The sequence below is a fragment of the Malaciobacter pacificus genome (assembly GCF_004214795.1).
In the GTDB taxonomy this organism is placed as follows: Bacteria; Campylobacterota; Campylobacteria; order Campylobacterales; family Arcobacteraceae; genus Malaciobacter_A; species Malaciobacter_A pacificus.
In genome coordinates this window covers 376,712-392,065 of record NZ_CP035928.1, presented here as the reverse complement: position 1 = coordinate 392,065, position 15,354 = coordinate 376,712, and the positions used below count along the sequence as shown (strand labels likewise).

Here is a 15,354-nt window from a genome sequence, read left to right as displayed (position 1 = left end):
AATGTAGTAAATTTTATTAGTTCAAATTATAACTATTTTTGGTAGAATTATGACTTCTATTCTCTATTAACAGGCAAAAACATGGCATTAACAAAATTCATTTCAGAAATTAAAGACTCAATAAATCATGACGTAACTTTACAAGAAATTCTTGATGAAATGATAAAAAACAATACTAAACATTTCGTTTTACTTAATGGAAAAAAACCTGTAGGTATTATCACAGAAAGAGATATTCTTTTTTTATATGCTAAGCACATCGATTTAAATTCAAAAGCCATAAATTTTGCAAATAAAAAATTGATTTGTGCAAAAGAAAGTAGAAAAATAAATTATATTTTAGGCCTTATGTTAAATCATAAAATAAGAAGAGTTATAATTTTAGACAAAGAGGGTGACTACAAAGGTTCTATTATTCAAGAAAAAATTATTTTTGAATTTGAACAGGATATTTTTAAAACAAATATAAAAGCAAAAGATTTAATTAAAAATAAACAAAAAGTAATCTCTTTACAAAAAAACTCTTCAATTCAAAATGCCCTTGATTTAATGAGAACAAAAGGCATTGGCTCTGTTTTAATTTTTGATAAGAATGAACCCATTGGTATTTTAACAGAGAGCGATGTTGTAAATCTTGCACAAAAACATATTGATACAAAACTTAATATTGAACAATTTGCCCACAAACAACTGATTTACTTTGATAGTGAAAAAGCTTTATTTGAAATAGTAAAAATCATGAGAGAGAAAGATATAAGAAGAGCTTTAATTTTTGATAAAGATAGTTCGAATTATTTTATAATCACTTCAAAAGAGATTTTAAATAATATAAAAGGAAACTACAATCTTTTTTTAGAATCAAAATTAAAAGATGTAAAAAATACTTTTAATTCTTTAAATGAAGCGGTTATTGAATTATTTGACAATGAAGAAGAACAATTAATTTATTGGTTTAACCCCAAAGCCTCAAATCTGTTTGACATAAGAATTGATGAGAACATCACAACAATTATTTCAAAAGCAAGATGGGATTTAATTTATAAAAAAATTAAATCTAATAGTTTTAAAGATAATGAAATTATAGAAATTGGCAAAAATATTTTTCAACTAAATGTAATTTATAATGATGTTATGGGTAATACAATAATCAAGCTACTTTTTACAAATATTTCAGAAATTGCTAATACAAATAAAAGTATTGAAAATAATTTTAAACTTTTATACGAAGAGGTACCTTACCCTTATCAATCTTTGGATTCAAAAGGAATTATTACTAATGTAAATAAAAAATGGTTAGAAATTACTGGCTATGAAAAAAATGATGTAATAGGTCAAAAATTTTCAATTTTTACAGATGAAAGTTATGAAACTTTAAAATTTCTATTTGCAAACTTTTTAAAAAATATGCATATTGAAAATGAATTAATAAAAATGAAGAAAAAAAATGGAGAGATTATACTTGTTAGTTTCACTGGAACTTTATCAAATGTAAATAAAGAATTAAGAACTCACTGCATTTTTAAAGATATAACTCAAGAGCAAAAAATCCAAAAAAAATTAAAACTTTCTGATATTGTATTTGAAAACACAACAGAAGGAATTATTATAACAGATGAAAAAGCAAAAGTTATTTCAGTAAATAATGCTTTTTCAAAAATTACTGGCTATTCATTTGAAGATATAAAAGGAAAAAATCCAAAAATATTAAAATCAGGGAAACATGATAGAGATTTTTATAAATTTTTATGGAGAGAATTAAAAAATAAAGGTTCTTGGAAAGGTGAAATTTGGAATAGAAAAAAATCAGGAGAACTTTACCCTGAATGGTTAAATCTAAGTGCTGTAAAGGATAAAGAAGGAAATATATTAAATTATGTTGCTCTATTTTCAGATATAACAAAAATCAAAAACTCAAATGCAAAAATTGAATTTTTAGCACATCATGACCCTTTAACAAATCTTCCTAATAGACTTTTACTAAAAGCTAGACTTATAAAATCTATAGAAAAAGCGAATGAATTAAAACAAAGATTAGCAATATTTTTTATAGATATTGACAACTTCAAATTGATTAATGATAGTTATGGCCACTCAATAGGAGATGAAGTTATTACTTACGTTGCAAATAGATTACAAAAGAATATAAGGAAAAATGACACTATTTCAAGAATTGGTGGAGATGAATTTATAATTGTAATTGAAGATTTAATAGAACATAAAGATATTACTAAAATTGCAAAAAAAATAGTAGCTGATTTTAAAGAACCAATAAAAATTGAAAAATATATTTTTGATATTACTATTAGTGTTGGAATTTCTATTTTCCCAAACAATGGACTAAATGTAGAAGATTTAATTAAGCATGCAGATACTGCTATGTATAGTGCAAAAAATAGTGGCAAAAACCAATATCAATTTTATAAAAATGAAATGACAAGTGAAATTTTTGAAAAAATCACTATGAAACAAGAGTTAACTGAAGCTATCAAAAATGAAGAGTTTGAAATTTATTATCAACCTCAAATAGATATAAAAGAAAATAAAGTTGTAGGAGCTGAAGCACTTATTAGATGGAATCATAAAAAATTAGGTTTAGTGTTCCCTAGTGAATTTATTTCCCATGCAGAAGAGAGTAGATTAATTATCCCTATTGGTGAATTTGTCTTGAATAAAGCTTGTAATTTTATGAAAAAACTAAGTGATTTAAATTTATTAAATGAGGGAATAATTGCTATTAATATTTCTAGTATTCAAATTAAACATAGTGATTTATTAGCTTCCATTATCAAAGAATTAGAAAACTCAAAATTAAGTCCACAAAATTTAGAAATAGAATTAACAGAAAGTTATATTATGGAAGATATTGAAGAGTCTTTAATTATTTTAAAAAATCTAAAGAATCTTGGGATAAAACTTGCTATTGATGATTTTGGAACTGGTTATTCATCATTAAACTATTTAAAACAATTTCCAATTGATAAATTGAAAATTGATAAATCTTTTGTAAGTGGTCTTCCTTCAAATAAAAAAGATGTAGCAATTGCAAAAACTATTTTAGCTTTAGGAAATGGATTAGAAGTTAAAACTATTGCAGAAGGTGTAGAGACAATTGAGCAAAAACAATTCTTACAAAAAGAGGCTTGTGATGAAATACAAGGTTGGTTATATTCTAAAGCTTTAAGAGAAGATGAATTTATAGAATTTATAAAAAATTTTAACTAATCATATTTATAGATATATCTTTGAATCATACTTGTATTACCAAGTATACCACCTTGATGAATATACAAATATTTTGTATTTTCATCATAGTTTTCTTTTACATATTTTTCAAAAACAAGCCATCCTAAACTATCGTAAAGTAAATCAAACTCTATATTTGTTTGTTTTATAAGTTCTTTATGAATTTCATAAAACTCTTTATACAATTTTCCAAAATGGTATTTCTTTTCTCTTTTTAAAATTGTTGGGAAATTATCATTTTCTAAATATTCAAACTGCTTTTGTAAATACTCTTCATCGCCTACACAAGCACATGTCATTACTTCAAAGCTCAAATATCTTTGCAAATAAAGTGCAGTAGTTCCTGTTCCACTAGGTAAAAAAACTTTTAGCTTTTTTATTTGATTTTCATTAGCCCAAAACTCAATCTCTTTAGCTAATTTTTCAATTCCTAATTTAGCCTCTTTAACTGCTCCACCTTCACTTATAAAAAGTGTATTTTCATCAAACTTTTTTGCTAACTCTTTTTCAAAAATTTTCATACCATTTTGTAGTGCAGCTTTATAATTTCCTATAGGATTTTCTTTTAAAAAAGTTGCTATATGATCAACATAATATTCAAAATTCCAATTTTTTAACTTACATAAAACACTTAATGAATACATTGCATTTGATTGGGCTGAACCATGAGAGACTACTTTTTTGATATTTGGAAAATCATTTACTAAAAAATGATAAAACTTCCTAGCTTTGTTTCCTGAAAAGTCATTGTTTAATAAATCATCTCTTTTAACATAGTATTCAAATTTATTAAATTTTACTTTTTGTATAGGGGAGTTTTGTAAGTTCATATAAAATTGTACCATCTGTTAATAAAAATTTAGTAGAATAACAAAAACTTTATTGGGAAAAACTATGGATTTAATGGAATATATTGATAAAGGTGGAATTATTGTTTATATTTTAATTGCACTAAATATTATTGGATTTACTATCATTTTATGGAAATTTTTTACACTTCCTAGAAAAAATGCAATTATTGAAAAAATTAAAAATAGAATTGATCCTGAAAATTCAATATATGCACAAATTGAGTATGAGGTAAAAAAATTAGAATCAGGTCTTACTTATATTAAAAATATTGCAACAATTGCTCCGCTTCTTGGATTACTTGGAACTGTTATTGGTGTTTACCAATCATTCGAAGCTATTACAGCAAATGGATTAGGAGACCCAACTGTATTTTCAAATGGTATTGCAATAGCTCTTATTACTACAATTGCAGGACTTATTGTAGCTATTCCACATCATATTGCCTATAATCACTTTATTTCTCAAATTGATTCAATTGAATTAAAAGCAAAAAAGGTTATTGGTAAATTCTAATGAAAAGAAGAGAACCATTAGGGATTGATTTAACACCTGTTATTGATGTTGTATTTATTCTATTAATTTTCTTTATTGTTAGTTCTGTATTTAAAAAAGATGAACTTGCACTAATACTAGATTTACCAACTTCTAGTGCAGATGAGATGAAAATAGATAAAGAACAAGTATTTATAGAACTTAGTCGTGAAAAGCTTGCTATAAAAGGGATTGAAGTATCTTTTGAATCACTTGAGGATAATTTAAAAGCAATTGAGAATAAAGATAAATCAGTGATTGTTAGAATTGATAAAAAAGTAGAATATGAAAGAGTTGTAAAACTTTTAGATTTATTACAAAAATATGATTTAACTAACTTAGCATTAGTTACAAATGAAGAAAAGCAGTAACTACTTCTTTTCTTCCTCTTCTTTTAAAGCTAAATACTCTTCGTCTGTAAAAATTCTTGATCTTGTTAAAAATTGATACCCATGGTCTATTTCAATAGAAAATGAATTTCCAAATGCACCTTGCTCTTTTTTAACATCAACAATAATTTGTGAGTGTCTAAAATACTCAAACTGTTCATGGTCTATAAAAAACTCACAACCACAAATCTCACCCATTTTAACATTTCTACTTGGAACGTAAAAATCACCTTTTTCATAACACATAGGAGCAGTACCATCACAACAACCACCACTTTGGTTAAATACAAGCTCTCCATGCTCTTTTTTTAACATTTCTATCACTTCTGAAGCTTCAGGAGTAACAGTTACTCTTCTTGTATCCATGATTTTATCCTTGTAAGTCCCTATAAGGAATATAAGTTTGTTTTCTGTACTAATTTTACACTAAATCACTAAAGAAAACAAATAAAAGGACAAAGAATTCCCAAAAGGGAATTTCTTTTGTCTAATACCTATTAAAAGAATCCTAAAGCGTTTTTGCTGTAAGAAGTTAAGATATTTTTTGTGTGTCTGTAAGAGTTTAACATCATCATGTGAGTTTCTCTACCGATACCTGATTTTTTGTATCCACCAAATGATGCGTGAGATGGGTACATATGGTAACAGTTAACCCATACTCTACCAGCTTCGATACCTCTACTCATTCTATGTAATTGGTGAGCATCTCTTGACCATACACCTGAACCTAATCCGTAGATTGTGTCATTTGCAATTTCTAATGCTTCAGCTTCATCTTTGAAAGTTGTAACAGCAAGTACTGGTCCAAAAATTTCTTCTTGGAAAATTCTCATTTTGTTATGACCTTTGAAGATTGTTGGTTGAATATAGAAACCATCTGGATTTACTTCTGATTCTAATACATCTCCACCAATTAAACACTCAGCACCTTCTTCTTTACCGATGTTAATGTATTCCATAATTTTCTCTTTTTGGTTAAGAGAACATTGAGCACCCATCATGTTTTCAGTATCTAAAGGATTACCTAATTTAATTGCTTTAACTCTCTCTAAAACTCTTGCCATAAATGGCTCATAAATTGATTCTTGAATTAATGCTCTTGATGGACAAGTACAAACTTCTCCTGAGTTAAATGCGAATAATACTAGACCTTCAATTGCTTTATCGAAGAACTCATCATCAGCATCCATAATTGATTCAAAGAATACATTTGGAGATTTACCACCTAATTCTAATGTAGAAGGAATAATATTTTCAGTTGCATATTGCATAATTAATTGACCAGTAGTTGTTTCACCAGTGAATCCTACTTTTTTAATGTCTGGGTGAGTTGATAAGAATTTACCAATTTTTCCACCTGAACCATTAATAATGTTTACAGTACCTTTTGGTAATACATCTTGGATTGTTTCCATTAATAATAAAATTGACATTGGAGTTGCACTTGCTGGCTTCATAACTACACAGTTACCTGCTGCTAATGCAGGAGCTAATTTCCAAGCTGCCATTAATAGTGGGAAGTTCCAAGGAATAATTTGAGCAACAACACCATATGGCTCATAAACTTCTTGTGAAATTGTATTTTCATCTAAATCTGCAACTGTTCCAGACTCAGCTCTAATTACTGAAGCAAAGTATCTGAAGTGATCTACAACTAAAGGTACATCTGCTGCTAAAGTTTCTCTTACAGTTTTACCATTGTCTAAAGTTTCAGCAATAGCTAAAGCTTCTAGGTTAGCTTCAATTGCGTCTGCAACTTTGTTTAGCATTGTACTTCTTTCAACTACAGAAGTGTGTTTAAATGATGCAAATGCAGTTTTTGCTGCTTGAATAGCTAATTCTACATCTTCTTCATTTGATCTTGGAATTTGTGTTAAGCTCTTACCATCAACTGGTGAAATATTGTCAAAGTACTCACCACTCTTTGGAGCAACCCACTCTCCACCGATGAAGTTCTCATACTGAGCTTTATATTCTGGTCTGCTATAGATCATTTTTAAATCCTTTAATATTATTGTTTTATTTAATTAGGAGAAAAACTCTTAATTATCCTAAGCAATTTTTCCGCTTGATGAAATTTTACACGAGAAATGTAGCGTGAGTTTAGCCTAAGTATAGCCTAAGTATAGCATTAGATTTTTTTTTACTTATTTACCATAAAAAGGGGCTCTAAAGAGCTTTTTTTTCTTTATTTTTTTTATTTTTTTTGCTACAATTTTTTTTATGAAGACTTATAATTATACAATTAAGAACCAGCCTCTTGACTTGATGATAGATTTCAATAATTTTAAAGACAAGGAAAATATATTAATTCAGATATATTGTGGTCAAACAAAAGATAAATTAGAAAAAATAGTAGAGGTGTTAAGAAAAAAACTTCCACATGCTATTTTGATTGGTTCATCAACAGATGGAGAAATTAATAATAGCAATATTAGTACTTTAAAAACCGTGATATCTTTTTCAATATTTGAAAATACAAAAATTAAAACAGCATATGCAACAGAAAAAGATTCCTTTAAAAATGGAGTAAAACTAGCTAAAAAACTCTGTATGCCTGATACAAAAGTTATAATTACATTTTGTAATCCATATACTACAAATGGTGAAGAGTTTTTAAATGGTATTAGTTCAGTTAATGAAAAGGTAATAGTTTGTGGTGGGATGGCTGCTGATAATGCTACATTTAAACAAACATTTATTTGTTCTAATGAAACTATATTAAGTGATGGAGCAGTAGGAGTTTCTTTAAACTCTGAAGAATTAAATGCTTGTAGTGCCTATAATTTTAATTGGTCACCCATAGGAATAGATCATGTAGTTGAAAAAGTTCATGGCAATAGAGTTTATCAAATATCTGGACTTAAACCAATTGATTTTTATAAAAAATATTTAGGGGATTATGTAGCACATGCACTACCTGCAACTGGAATAGAATTTCCATTAATCGTCAAAAAAAATGGTATTCCTTTAGCTAGAGCTGTAATAAATAAACATGATGATGGAAGTTTAAGTTTTGCAGGAAATTTAAATGAAGGTGATGTTGTAAAATTAGGTTTTGGTAATGTTGAAATGATTATGAGTAATCCTATTCAATCACTTTTTAAATCTTGTGCCGTTGCAAATAGTGAATCATTTTTTATTTTTTCTTGTATGGCTAGAAGAAGATATATGCCAAATCTAATAGATATTGAAATCAGCCCATTTTCAAAAGTAGCTACTACTTCTGGTTTTTTTACTTATGGGGAGTTTTATCACAATAAAAAGAGATCTAGTAATGAACTTTTAAATCAAACATTAACTGTCTTAGCATTAAGTGAAAAAAAACCTAAAAAAGTTAAAGGTGATGAAGTTAAAGAGAATGATACAAGACTAAGTGACTATGCAAGAAGTTTACAAGCCCTAACTCATTTAATTCAACAATCTTCTCAAGATTATAACGATCAATCAGAAAAATTAGAACAAGGGCATAAATATGCACAAAATCTAATCGAATCTCAAAAACAGTTTTTAAAATATGCAATTCATGAAACTAATACTCCACTTTCAGTTATAATGGGAAATATTGATATGTATGAAATGGAGTTTGGTAAGAACAAGTATTTATCAAATATTGAAGTAGCAATGAAAAATCTATTTAGTATATATGATGATTTAAGTTACTTAGTTAAAAAGAATCAAGTTAATCAAGCTGTTCATGAAATAAATTTAGTTGATTTTGTTAGAAGTAGAATTGATTTTTATACCCAAAATGCTATAAAATCAAAAGCTACATTAAATTTTTCATCAAATAAAGAAGAGATAAATTTAAACTTTAATGAAATTAAACTTCAAAGAATTGTTGATAATAACCTAACCAATGCAATTAAATATACCTTGCCAAATGAGAATATTAATGTAAAATTAAAACTTCATCCAAATGGAGAATGTGACTTAGTATTTGAAGGTCGTTCAGTTCAAATTTTAGATCCTCAGCAAATATTTGAAGAGTATTACAGAGAAGAAGAGTCACAAGATGGATTTGGACTAGGATTAAATTTAGTAAAAAGAATCTGCAGTGAAGAAAATGTTGGAATTAGACTTGAATCTGGGGAAAACTTTGCTTCATTTACATATACATTTAAAGGAATAGAAAAATGAAAATCTTGCTTTTAGAAGATGATGTAATGTTAAACGAAATGATCACAGATTATTTAACTTCAACAGGACATGCAATCACAGCAACAACAGATGGACTAAAATGTTTAGAAATATTAGAAAATGAAAAATTTGATTTACTAATACTAGATATAAATGTACCAAATGTAGATGGACTTACCATATTAGAAAAATTACATGAACAAAAAAGAATGGTTCCTACAATCTATATATCTGCACTAATTGATATAGAAGAGATAACAAGAGCCTTTGATATTGGTTGTCATGATTATTTAAAAAAGCCATTTCATTTAAGAGAATTAACACTAAGAATTAATAAAATTTTAAAAACTAACATTGCCCCTCAAAAACATAAAAGATTGTCAAAATCTTATAGTTTTGATGCAGAATCAATGACTTTATATTTTAATAATGAACCTCATATCTTGCCAAAAAGACAATTACAAATTATAGAACTATTAGCTCATAATAGAAGTTTAGTTGTTAATTATGATATGTTTAGAACTTATGTTTGGAATGACGATTATATAGATAATGCAACAATTAGAGCTGAAGTAAATAGAGTAAAAAAAGTACTAAAAGAAGATTTTATTAAAAATATAAGAGGTAGTGGATATATGGTTGAAAGACCTAATTAAACAGTTAGCCTAATGCTAACTGTTTGTACTTGAATTATAAAATTACTTAGTACAAATATACATTGTAACTTCAAATCCAAATCTATTATCTACGAATTGTGGTTTTTCCCATTTCATGATTATCACCTCCTTTGGTATAATGAAAATTATACCATATTTAAAAAATTTTGCTACTAAAATTTTATTGATACATAAAAACTTAAATCAAATTGATTATCGCTACTTAAAAAATTGTTTTTTCTATAAATTACATAAGATGGTTTTGTAGTAGTTTCAAATTCACTTTTGGGAAGCCATTCATGATAAACCCAGTGAATAAATTTTAGAATATCCCCTTGTTTTCCTTCTACATCAAATTTCGCATAAACTCCATCTGAAATTTTAAAATTTGGTAATCTATCGCTTTTTATATTCTCATTAGTAACAATACAAGCGATATATTGACACTCTTCAAGTGGTGTAATTGTTGGATTGTCATGAAAGAGTGCAATTTGTTTATATTCATGAATATCATTTGATAAAATCCATGTTTGTAATTTTTGCCATGCTTGTTTTATATTTGAATTGTATCCTGGATTTCTAATATAAAAGCTCTCAAAGGAAGGCATTTTTACTATTTCTGGTATTTTATCGCTAAAATCTGCAGTTGATTTCATAGCAACAGCTGATTGTTGTAAAATTTTCTGAGAATAATTTTTATACCCTCCATTTCTCCATTGTTTTGGAGTCATTTCAAATCTATCTTTAAAAGTTTTTATAAATGATGATTGAGAAGAGTATCCACACTCATTTGCAATTTCAGAAATGGTAGAATATTTATTTGTTAAAAGTAAATTTGATGCCTTTTGTAATCTAATTGATTTTATACTTTCATAAATATTTTTTCCAAATGCTTCTTTAAAAATTCTATGCATATGGAATTTACTAACATTTAAATCAATACTAAGCTCTTCAATATCGATATTTGTATCAATATGAGTATAAATATAAAACATAATGTCATTGGCTATTTTTGTTCTTTTTTGTAAAGTATCTTTTTTCATAACAATTATTTTAGCATAAACAAAATATAAAATAAGCACTAAAGAACAACTTATAAAGCATTCTAAAAGAAGAACTAATTTTTAAAAAAACCTACAATTACATTTTTAATAAATTATAGGAAGTAATAATGAATAAAATCAATAAAGTTTTAGTGGCTAATAGAGGTGAAATTGCACTTAGGATTATAAGAGCGTGTAAAGAGTTAGATATAAAAAGTGTTGCAATTTTTTCTGAAGCTGATGTTGAAGGTGTTTGGGTTAGAAAAGCAGATGAATGCTATCCAATTATGGGAGATGTAATACAAGCATATTTAGACTTTGAAAAAATTATTACCATTGCTAAAAGAGCTAATTGTGATGCAATTCATCCAGGTTATGGATTCTTAAGTGAAAATGCTGATTTTGCAAGAGCTTGTGAAAAAAATGGAATAACTTTTATAGGCCCAAAAGCAGACCATATTGAACTATTTGGGGATAAAATGGCCTCAAAAGTTGCAATGAAGAAAGTTGGTGTTCCAGTACTTGAAGGAACGAATGAACCAATTTTAGATGTTAAAGAAGGTGTAAAAATAGCTAATGAGATTGGATTTCCTGTGATTATCAAAGCTGCTTTTGGTGGAGGGGGAAGAGGAATGAGAATTGTAAAAGAGCAAAAAGATTTTTCTTCAATGTTTGAAAGTGCTACAAATGAATCCCTAAAATATTTTGGTAGAGGTGAAGTATTTATTGAAAAATATGTTGAAAATCCAAGACATATAGAGATACAAGTAATTGCAGATAAGTATGGAAATGTTTTGCACTTAGGTGAAAGAGATTGTTCTATTCAAAGAAGACATCAAAAAGTAATTGAAATAGCACCAAGTCCAAGATTAAATAATGATACAAGAAAAGAGCTATATAGAATTGCAACAAAAGCAATGTTCAAACTTGGATATGAAAGTGTTGGTACTGTTGAATTTTTAGTGGATGTTGATGATAATATCTTCTTTATTGAGATGAATACAAGAGTTCAAGTAGAGCATCCAGTAACTGAAACTATTACAGGTGTTGATATAATTCAAAGAATGATTGAAATTGCAGAAGGTGATAAATTGCAGTTCTTACAAGAAGAAGTTCAATTTAGAGGATATGCAATTGAGTTTAGAATCAATGCAGAAAACCCTCAAAAAAACTTTATGCCATCAGTTGGAACTGTGAGTAAATACCTAACACCAGGAGGTCCAGGAGTTAGAATTGATACTAGTGTTTATACGGGATATAAAGTTCCAGCAAACTATGATTCAATGATTGGAAAACTTATTGTATGGTCTTTAGATTGGGAAGGTGCAGTAAGAAAAGCTACAAGGGCTTTAGATGAATTTTACATTGAAGGGTTTCCTACAAATATTCCTCTTCATAGAGAAATAGTAAGGGATAAAGATTTCAAAGATGGAAAATTTTATACTAACTATTTAGATAAAAAGTTAGAAAAATTTAATCTTGATGCAAAAAATCATCTTGAAGAGGAAGAAAAAAAGGTAGAAGAGATACATAAATTAATTGATAAAATCAAAAATAGTAAATTAAATATTAGATAAGCAATTTATTTAACAATTTTAAATAATAAAATAAGCACTAATAAACAATTTTATTAGCACTTAAAAAGAAGAATTAAATTAAATATTTTCATAAAATACGTTCAATCAAATATAGGTAAGGGTTTTGGAAAAAAATAAAGATTTAAATAAACAACTAGATTTAGTATTAAAACAGTGTGAATCTATTAATTTGAGAAAATTAAAATTAGATACGTTATTAATTATTGTAAATCATCTTTTAAGTGATTATCAAAAAATGCAATTACCAAAAGATGAAAATGATACAAAAATAATATTAAGTCATATTAGAAATCTAAAAGAGTACTTAGACAATAATATAATTACTCCTAAGACTATGATTTATATCTTCCAAAATGAAAATAAATCTTTATTATTAAAAAAGATTTCAACAAATATTCAACCAATGAGAGCTTATTATAAATTTCTAACATCTATCTTCTCTTCCAAATTAGAAAAAGGCTCTTATTGGATTCCTGAACTTCTTGCCTTTAGTTTGATATATAATTATAAAAAAGAGTTTGGAAAGTCTTTTGGATCATACGATTTTATTGATAATTTTCCAGTTGAAAAAATACTAGACATTTATAACAAAAATAATATTGCAGTTAAAAAAGAATTAGCAACAAAAGAGAATAAATCAACTTGGGAAATTAAAACAAGTTTAGATCAAATGTATGATATATCTGAATCAATGATAAATAAATATATAAACTATAATTTCAAGATAAACACAAAAAGAGTTTCAAAGTCAAGAAAGAAAAGAAGATAGTAGCTTCCTAATCTATCTTCTTTTTTATTTAAAAAGTTTTATTTATAAAAGCTAATGAGTTTTTCTTATTTCTATAAACCAAATCTTGGTTTGCAAATTTAACACTATCAGCTATTTTTTTCTCAATTACACCATGGTCTGGAGATTTTGAACAAACAGGATCAGTTGCATGCATATCACCTGTTAGTGCATAAGCTTGACATCTACAACCACCAAAATCTTTATCTCTTTCATCACATGTTCTACAAGGTTCACTCATCCATGAATCGCCTCTAAAGTGATTGAATTGCTCTGAATCAAACCAAATTTCTTTGATTGAAGAGTTCTTAACATTAGGCCACTGTATAGGCATAGTATTTGCTGTATTACATGGTAGTGCCATTCCATCTGGATTAATAGTTAAGAAAGTAGTCCCTAATCCATTCATACAAGCTTTTGGTCTATCAGCAAAATAATCTGGAACAACAAAGAAAGCTTTCATGTCTTTCTTTTTTGATCTATATTTATCTGTTACTTCTTTTGCTTTAGTTAATTGCTCTTTATTTGGTAAAAGCGCATTTACATTTTGTAGTGCCCATCCATAATATTGAATATTTGCAATCTCTAAATAATCAGCATCTAAAGTCTCATCTGCAAACTCAATAATCTCACCAACTTGATGAATATTTTGTCTAGTTATACAAGTATTTACAATTAATTGTAATCCTGCATCTTTAATCTCTTTTGCAATTTTTAACTTTTGCTCATAAGCACCTTTGTGATTAGTTACTAAAGTCATAGTATCTTTATCATGAGATTGAATACCAAGTTGAACAGTTTTTAATCCTGCATCTTTTAATTTACCAATAATCCCTTCAGGAGCACCTACTCCTGAAGTAATTAAGTTTGTATAAAAACCTAATTCACTAGCTTTTGCAACAATTTCAACTATGTCTTTATTAAGTAATGGTTCACCACCAGAAATTCCTAATTGTACTGCACCTAGTTCTCTCACTTCTTCCATGACTCTAAACCAGTCTTCTTTTATCATTTCATCTTTTGTATTAGCAAAATCTAATTGATTATAACAATAAGTACACTCTAAAGGACACTTATGTGTTAATTCTAATAATACCCATAATGGTGGTTTAATATCATTTACTTTTTCATTAGTCGACATAATTTACCCACTTTCTCTCAAATGCCTCAGTAAAGAAAGCTTCTACATCTTTTTCTAGTCCAGACATATCAAATTTTTTTTCTAAAGTTTCTACTATTTGATTAAAATTTTTAGTTCCATCACATTGGTTCATAATCTCACCAGCACTTTGGTTTAACTGAACCATTCCTTCAGGATACAATAATACAAAGCAATCTTGTGCTTTTTCAAATTGCAATTGAAAGTGATTATTCACTGCAATTAATTTTTCTTTGTGCATTTTCTGCCCCTTCAATATTGAAGTATGGAGGTTGTTTTAACTCGTATGCTAAATACAACGCATCACACATTGTCCATAGTATATCTAATTTAAATTGTAAAATCTCACAAGCTTTCTCTTGAAGTTCAACCGTATTGAATTCTTCTAAAGTAATTGATAATCCATGTTGAACATCTCTTCTTGCTTCACTTAATCTTTTTTGGAAATATCTTAAACCTTCTGGTTTTATCCAAGGATAATTATCAGGCCAAGTTGATAATCTTTGTTGGTGAATTTGAGGTGCAAACATCTCAGTTAATGATGACATTGCAGCTTCTTTCCAAGGTCTTTGTTTAGCAAAGTTAATATATGCATCAACTGCAAATTTAACAGAAGGTAATACATACTTATGAGAAATTAAATCCTCTTTATTTAATCCAACAGCTTCACCTAACTCTAACCAAGCTTCAATTCCACCACCAACGCTATCATGGTCAATAATTCTATCTAACCATTTTCTTCTATCTTCTAATGGTGGGTTATTTGACATAATAGCTGCATCTTTAATAGGTATTGCTGTTTGATAATAGAATCTATTTGCAACCCATCCTTGAATCTCCTCTTTTGTACATTCTCCTTTGTACATTCTGATATGAAACGGATGGTGGATATGATACATACTACCCATACCTCTTAGTTTTGCTTCAAACTCTTCTTTACTTAATAACTTACTCAT

The 15,354-nt window shown here is 27.5% G+C and carries 15 protein-coding genes; 7 read left to right on the top strand and 8 right to left on the bottom strand.

Annotation, left to right across the window (positions count from 1 at the left end):
- Positions 1-81: 81 nt before the first annotated feature.
- Positions 82-3,222 carry an EAL domain-containing protein gene (locus APAC_RS02045; RefSeq protein WP_130232530.1) on the top strand — a complete coding sequence of 1,047 codons (3,141 nt, stop codon included), beginning with the start codon at positions 82-84 and terminating at the stop codon, positions 3,220-3,222.
- On the opposite strand, the gene APAC_RS02040 is transcribed toward APAC_RS02045, so the two are convergent.
- Positions 3,219-4,073, bottom strand: coding sequence for a 1-aminocyclopropane-1-carboxylate deaminase (locus tag APAC_RS02040; protein ID WP_130232529.1), 855 nt, complete (start codon positions 4,071-4,073; stop codon positions 3,219-3,221). The genes APAC_RS02045 and APAC_RS02040 overlap by 4 nt on opposite strands.
- Positions 4,074-4,137: 64 nt before the next feature.
- Here APAC_RS02040 and APAC_RS02035 point away from each other — a divergent pair, with 64 nt between their 5' ends.
- Entirely contained in the window at positions 4,138-4,608 is a 471-nt protein-coding gene (locus APAC_RS02035) for a MotA/TolQ/ExbB proton channel family protein (protein WP_130232528.1), read from the top strand.
- Positions 4,608-4,997, top strand: a complete 390-nt coding sequence (locus tag APAC_RS02030) for an ExbD/TolR family protein (protein WP_130232527.1) — start codon at positions 4,608-4,610, stop codon at positions 4,995-4,997. Before APAC_RS02035 ends, APAC_RS02030 begins: the two co-directional genes overlap by 1 nt.
- Here APAC_RS02030 and APAC_RS02025 read toward each other — a convergent pair whose 3' ends face one another.
- A complete protein-coding gene (locus APAC_RS02025; RefSeq protein WP_130232526.1) occupies positions 4,998-5,381 on the bottom strand; it encodes a DUF779 domain-containing protein in 384 nt (127 codons plus the stop codon).
- A 131-nt stretch (positions 5,382-5,512) separates the two neighbouring features.
- Entirely contained in the window at positions 5,513-7,009 is a 1,497-nt protein-coding gene (locus APAC_RS02020; protein WP_130232525.1) for an aldehyde dehydrogenase family protein, read from the bottom strand.
- 274 nt (positions 7,010-7,283) lie between these two features.
- Between APAC_RS02020 and APAC_RS02015 the strand changes: the two genes are divergently transcribed.
- Positions 7,284-9,155: an FIST N-terminal domain-containing protein gene (locus APAC_RS02015; RefSeq protein WP_130232524.1), complete on the top strand. Its 1,872-nt coding sequence runs from the start codon at positions 7,284-7,286 to the stop codon at positions 9,153-9,155.
- Positions 9,152-9,811 carry a response regulator transcription factor gene (locus APAC_RS02010; RefSeq protein WP_130232523.1) on the top strand — a complete coding sequence of 220 codons (660 nt, stop codon included), beginning with the start codon at positions 9,152-9,154 and terminating at the stop codon, positions 9,809-9,811. Before APAC_RS02015 ends, APAC_RS02010 begins: the two co-directional genes overlap by 4 nt.
- A gap of 42 nt (positions 9,812-9,853) precedes the next feature.
- Here the strand turns inward: APAC_RS02010 and pqqA are convergent, their stop codons facing one another.
- Positions 9,854-9,928 (bottom strand): pyrroloquinoline quinone precursor peptide PqqA, encoded by a 75-nt coding sequence (gene pqqA, locus APAC_RS13505; RefSeq protein ID WP_130234565.1) that lies wholly within the window; start codon positions 9,926-9,928, stop codon positions 9,854-9,856.
- Positions 9,929-9,984: 56 nt separating this feature from the next.
- Positions 9,985-10,854 carry an AraC family transcriptional regulator gene (locus tag APAC_RS02000; protein ID WP_130232522.1) on the bottom strand — a complete coding sequence of 290 codons (870 nt, stop codon included), beginning with the start codon at positions 10,852-10,854 and terminating at the stop codon, positions 9,985-9,987.
- A 128-nt stretch (positions 10,855-10,982) separates the two neighbouring features.
- Between APAC_RS02000 and APAC_RS01995 the strand changes: the two genes are divergently transcribed.
- Positions 10,983-12,431, top strand: coding sequence for an acetyl-CoA carboxylase biotin carboxylase subunit (locus tag APAC_RS01995; protein WP_130232521.1), 1,449 nt, complete (start codon positions 10,983-10,985; stop codon positions 12,429-12,431).
- 124 nt (positions 12,432-12,555) lie between these two features.
- Positions 12,556-13,221 carry a hypothetical protein gene (locus tag APAC_RS01990; RefSeq protein ID WP_130232520.1) on the top strand — a complete coding sequence of 222 codons (666 nt, stop codon included), beginning with the start codon at positions 12,556-12,558 and terminating at the stop codon, positions 13,219-13,221.
- A gap of 28 nt (positions 13,222-13,249) precedes the next feature.
- Here the strand turns inward: APAC_RS01990 and pqqE are convergent, their stop codons facing one another.
- Genes pqqE through pqqC form a run of 3 tightly spaced genes read right to left on the bottom strand, consistent with a single transcriptional unit; the run spans position 13,250 to position 15,354 of the window.
- On the bottom strand, positions 13,250-14,380 hold the full coding sequence (pqqE, locus tag APAC_RS01985; RefSeq protein WP_130232519.1) for a pyrroloquinoline quinone biosynthesis protein PqqE: 1,131 nt from the start codon (positions 14,378-14,380) through the stop codon (positions 13,250-13,252).
- Positions 14,370-14,639, bottom strand: a complete 270-nt coding sequence (gene pqqD / locus APAC_RS01980) for a pyrroloquinoline quinone biosynthesis peptide chaperone PqqD (protein ID WP_130232518.1) — start codon at positions 14,637-14,639, stop codon at positions 14,370-14,372. The genes pqqE and pqqD overlap by 11 nt, the downstream gene beginning before the upstream one ends.
- On the bottom strand, positions 14,608-15,354 hold the full coding sequence (gene pqqC, locus APAC_RS01975; protein WP_130232517.1) for a pyrroloquinoline-quinone synthase PqqC: 747 nt from the start codon (positions 15,352-15,354) through the stop codon (positions 14,608-14,610). The genes pqqD and pqqC overlap by 32 nt, the downstream gene beginning before the upstream one ends.

Excerpts from the sequence above, each read along its gene's own strand:
- APAC_RS02045 (WP_130232530.1), top strand. The coding sequence starts at position 82 with ATGGCATTAACAAAATTCATTTCAGAAATTAAAGACTCAATAAATCAT.
- APAC_RS02040 (WP_130232529.1), bottom strand. The coding sequence starts at position 4,073 with ATGAACTTACAAAACTCCCCTATACAAAAAGTAAAATTTAATAAATTT.
- APAC_RS02035 (WP_130232528.1), top strand. The coding sequence starts at position 4,138 with ATGGATTTAATGGAATATATTGATAAAGGTGGAATTATTGTTTATATT.
- APAC_RS02030 (WP_130232527.1), top strand. The coding sequence starts at position 4,608 with ATGAAAAGAAGAGAACCATTAGGGATTGATTTAACACCTGTTATTGAT.
- APAC_RS02025 (WP_130232526.1), bottom strand. The coding sequence starts at position 5,381 with ATGGATACAAGAAGAGTAACTGTTACTCCTGAAGCTTCAGAAGTGATA.
- APAC_RS02020 (WP_130232525.1), bottom strand. The coding sequence starts at position 7,009 with ATGATCTATAGCAGACCAGAATATAAAGCTCAGTATGAGAACTTCATC.
- APAC_RS02015 (WP_130232524.1), top strand. The coding sequence starts at position 7,284 with ATGATAGATTTCAATAATTTTAAAGACAAGGAAAATATATTAATTCAG.
- APAC_RS02010 (WP_130232523.1), top strand. The coding sequence starts at position 9,152 with ATGAAAATCTTGCTTTTAGAAGATGATGTAATGTTAAACGAAATGATC.
- APAC_RS02000 (WP_130232522.1), bottom strand. The coding sequence starts at position 10,854 with ATGAAAAAAGATACTTTACAAAAAAGAACAAAAATAGCCAATGACATT.
- APAC_RS01995 (WP_130232521.1), top strand. The coding sequence starts at position 10,983 with ATGAATAAAATCAATAAAGTTTTAGTGGCTAATAGAGGTGAAATTGCA.
- pqqE (WP_130232519.1), bottom strand. The coding sequence starts at position 14,380 with ATGTCGACTAATGAAAAAGTAAATGATATTAAACCACCATTATGGGTA.
- pqqD (WP_130232518.1), bottom strand. The coding sequence starts at position 14,639 with ATGCACAAAGAAAAATTAATTGCAGTGAATAATCACTTTCAATTGCAA.
- pqqC (WP_130232517.1), bottom strand. The coding sequence starts at position 15,354 with ATGAGTAAGTTATTAAGTAAAGAAGAGTTTGAAGCAAAACTAAGAGGT.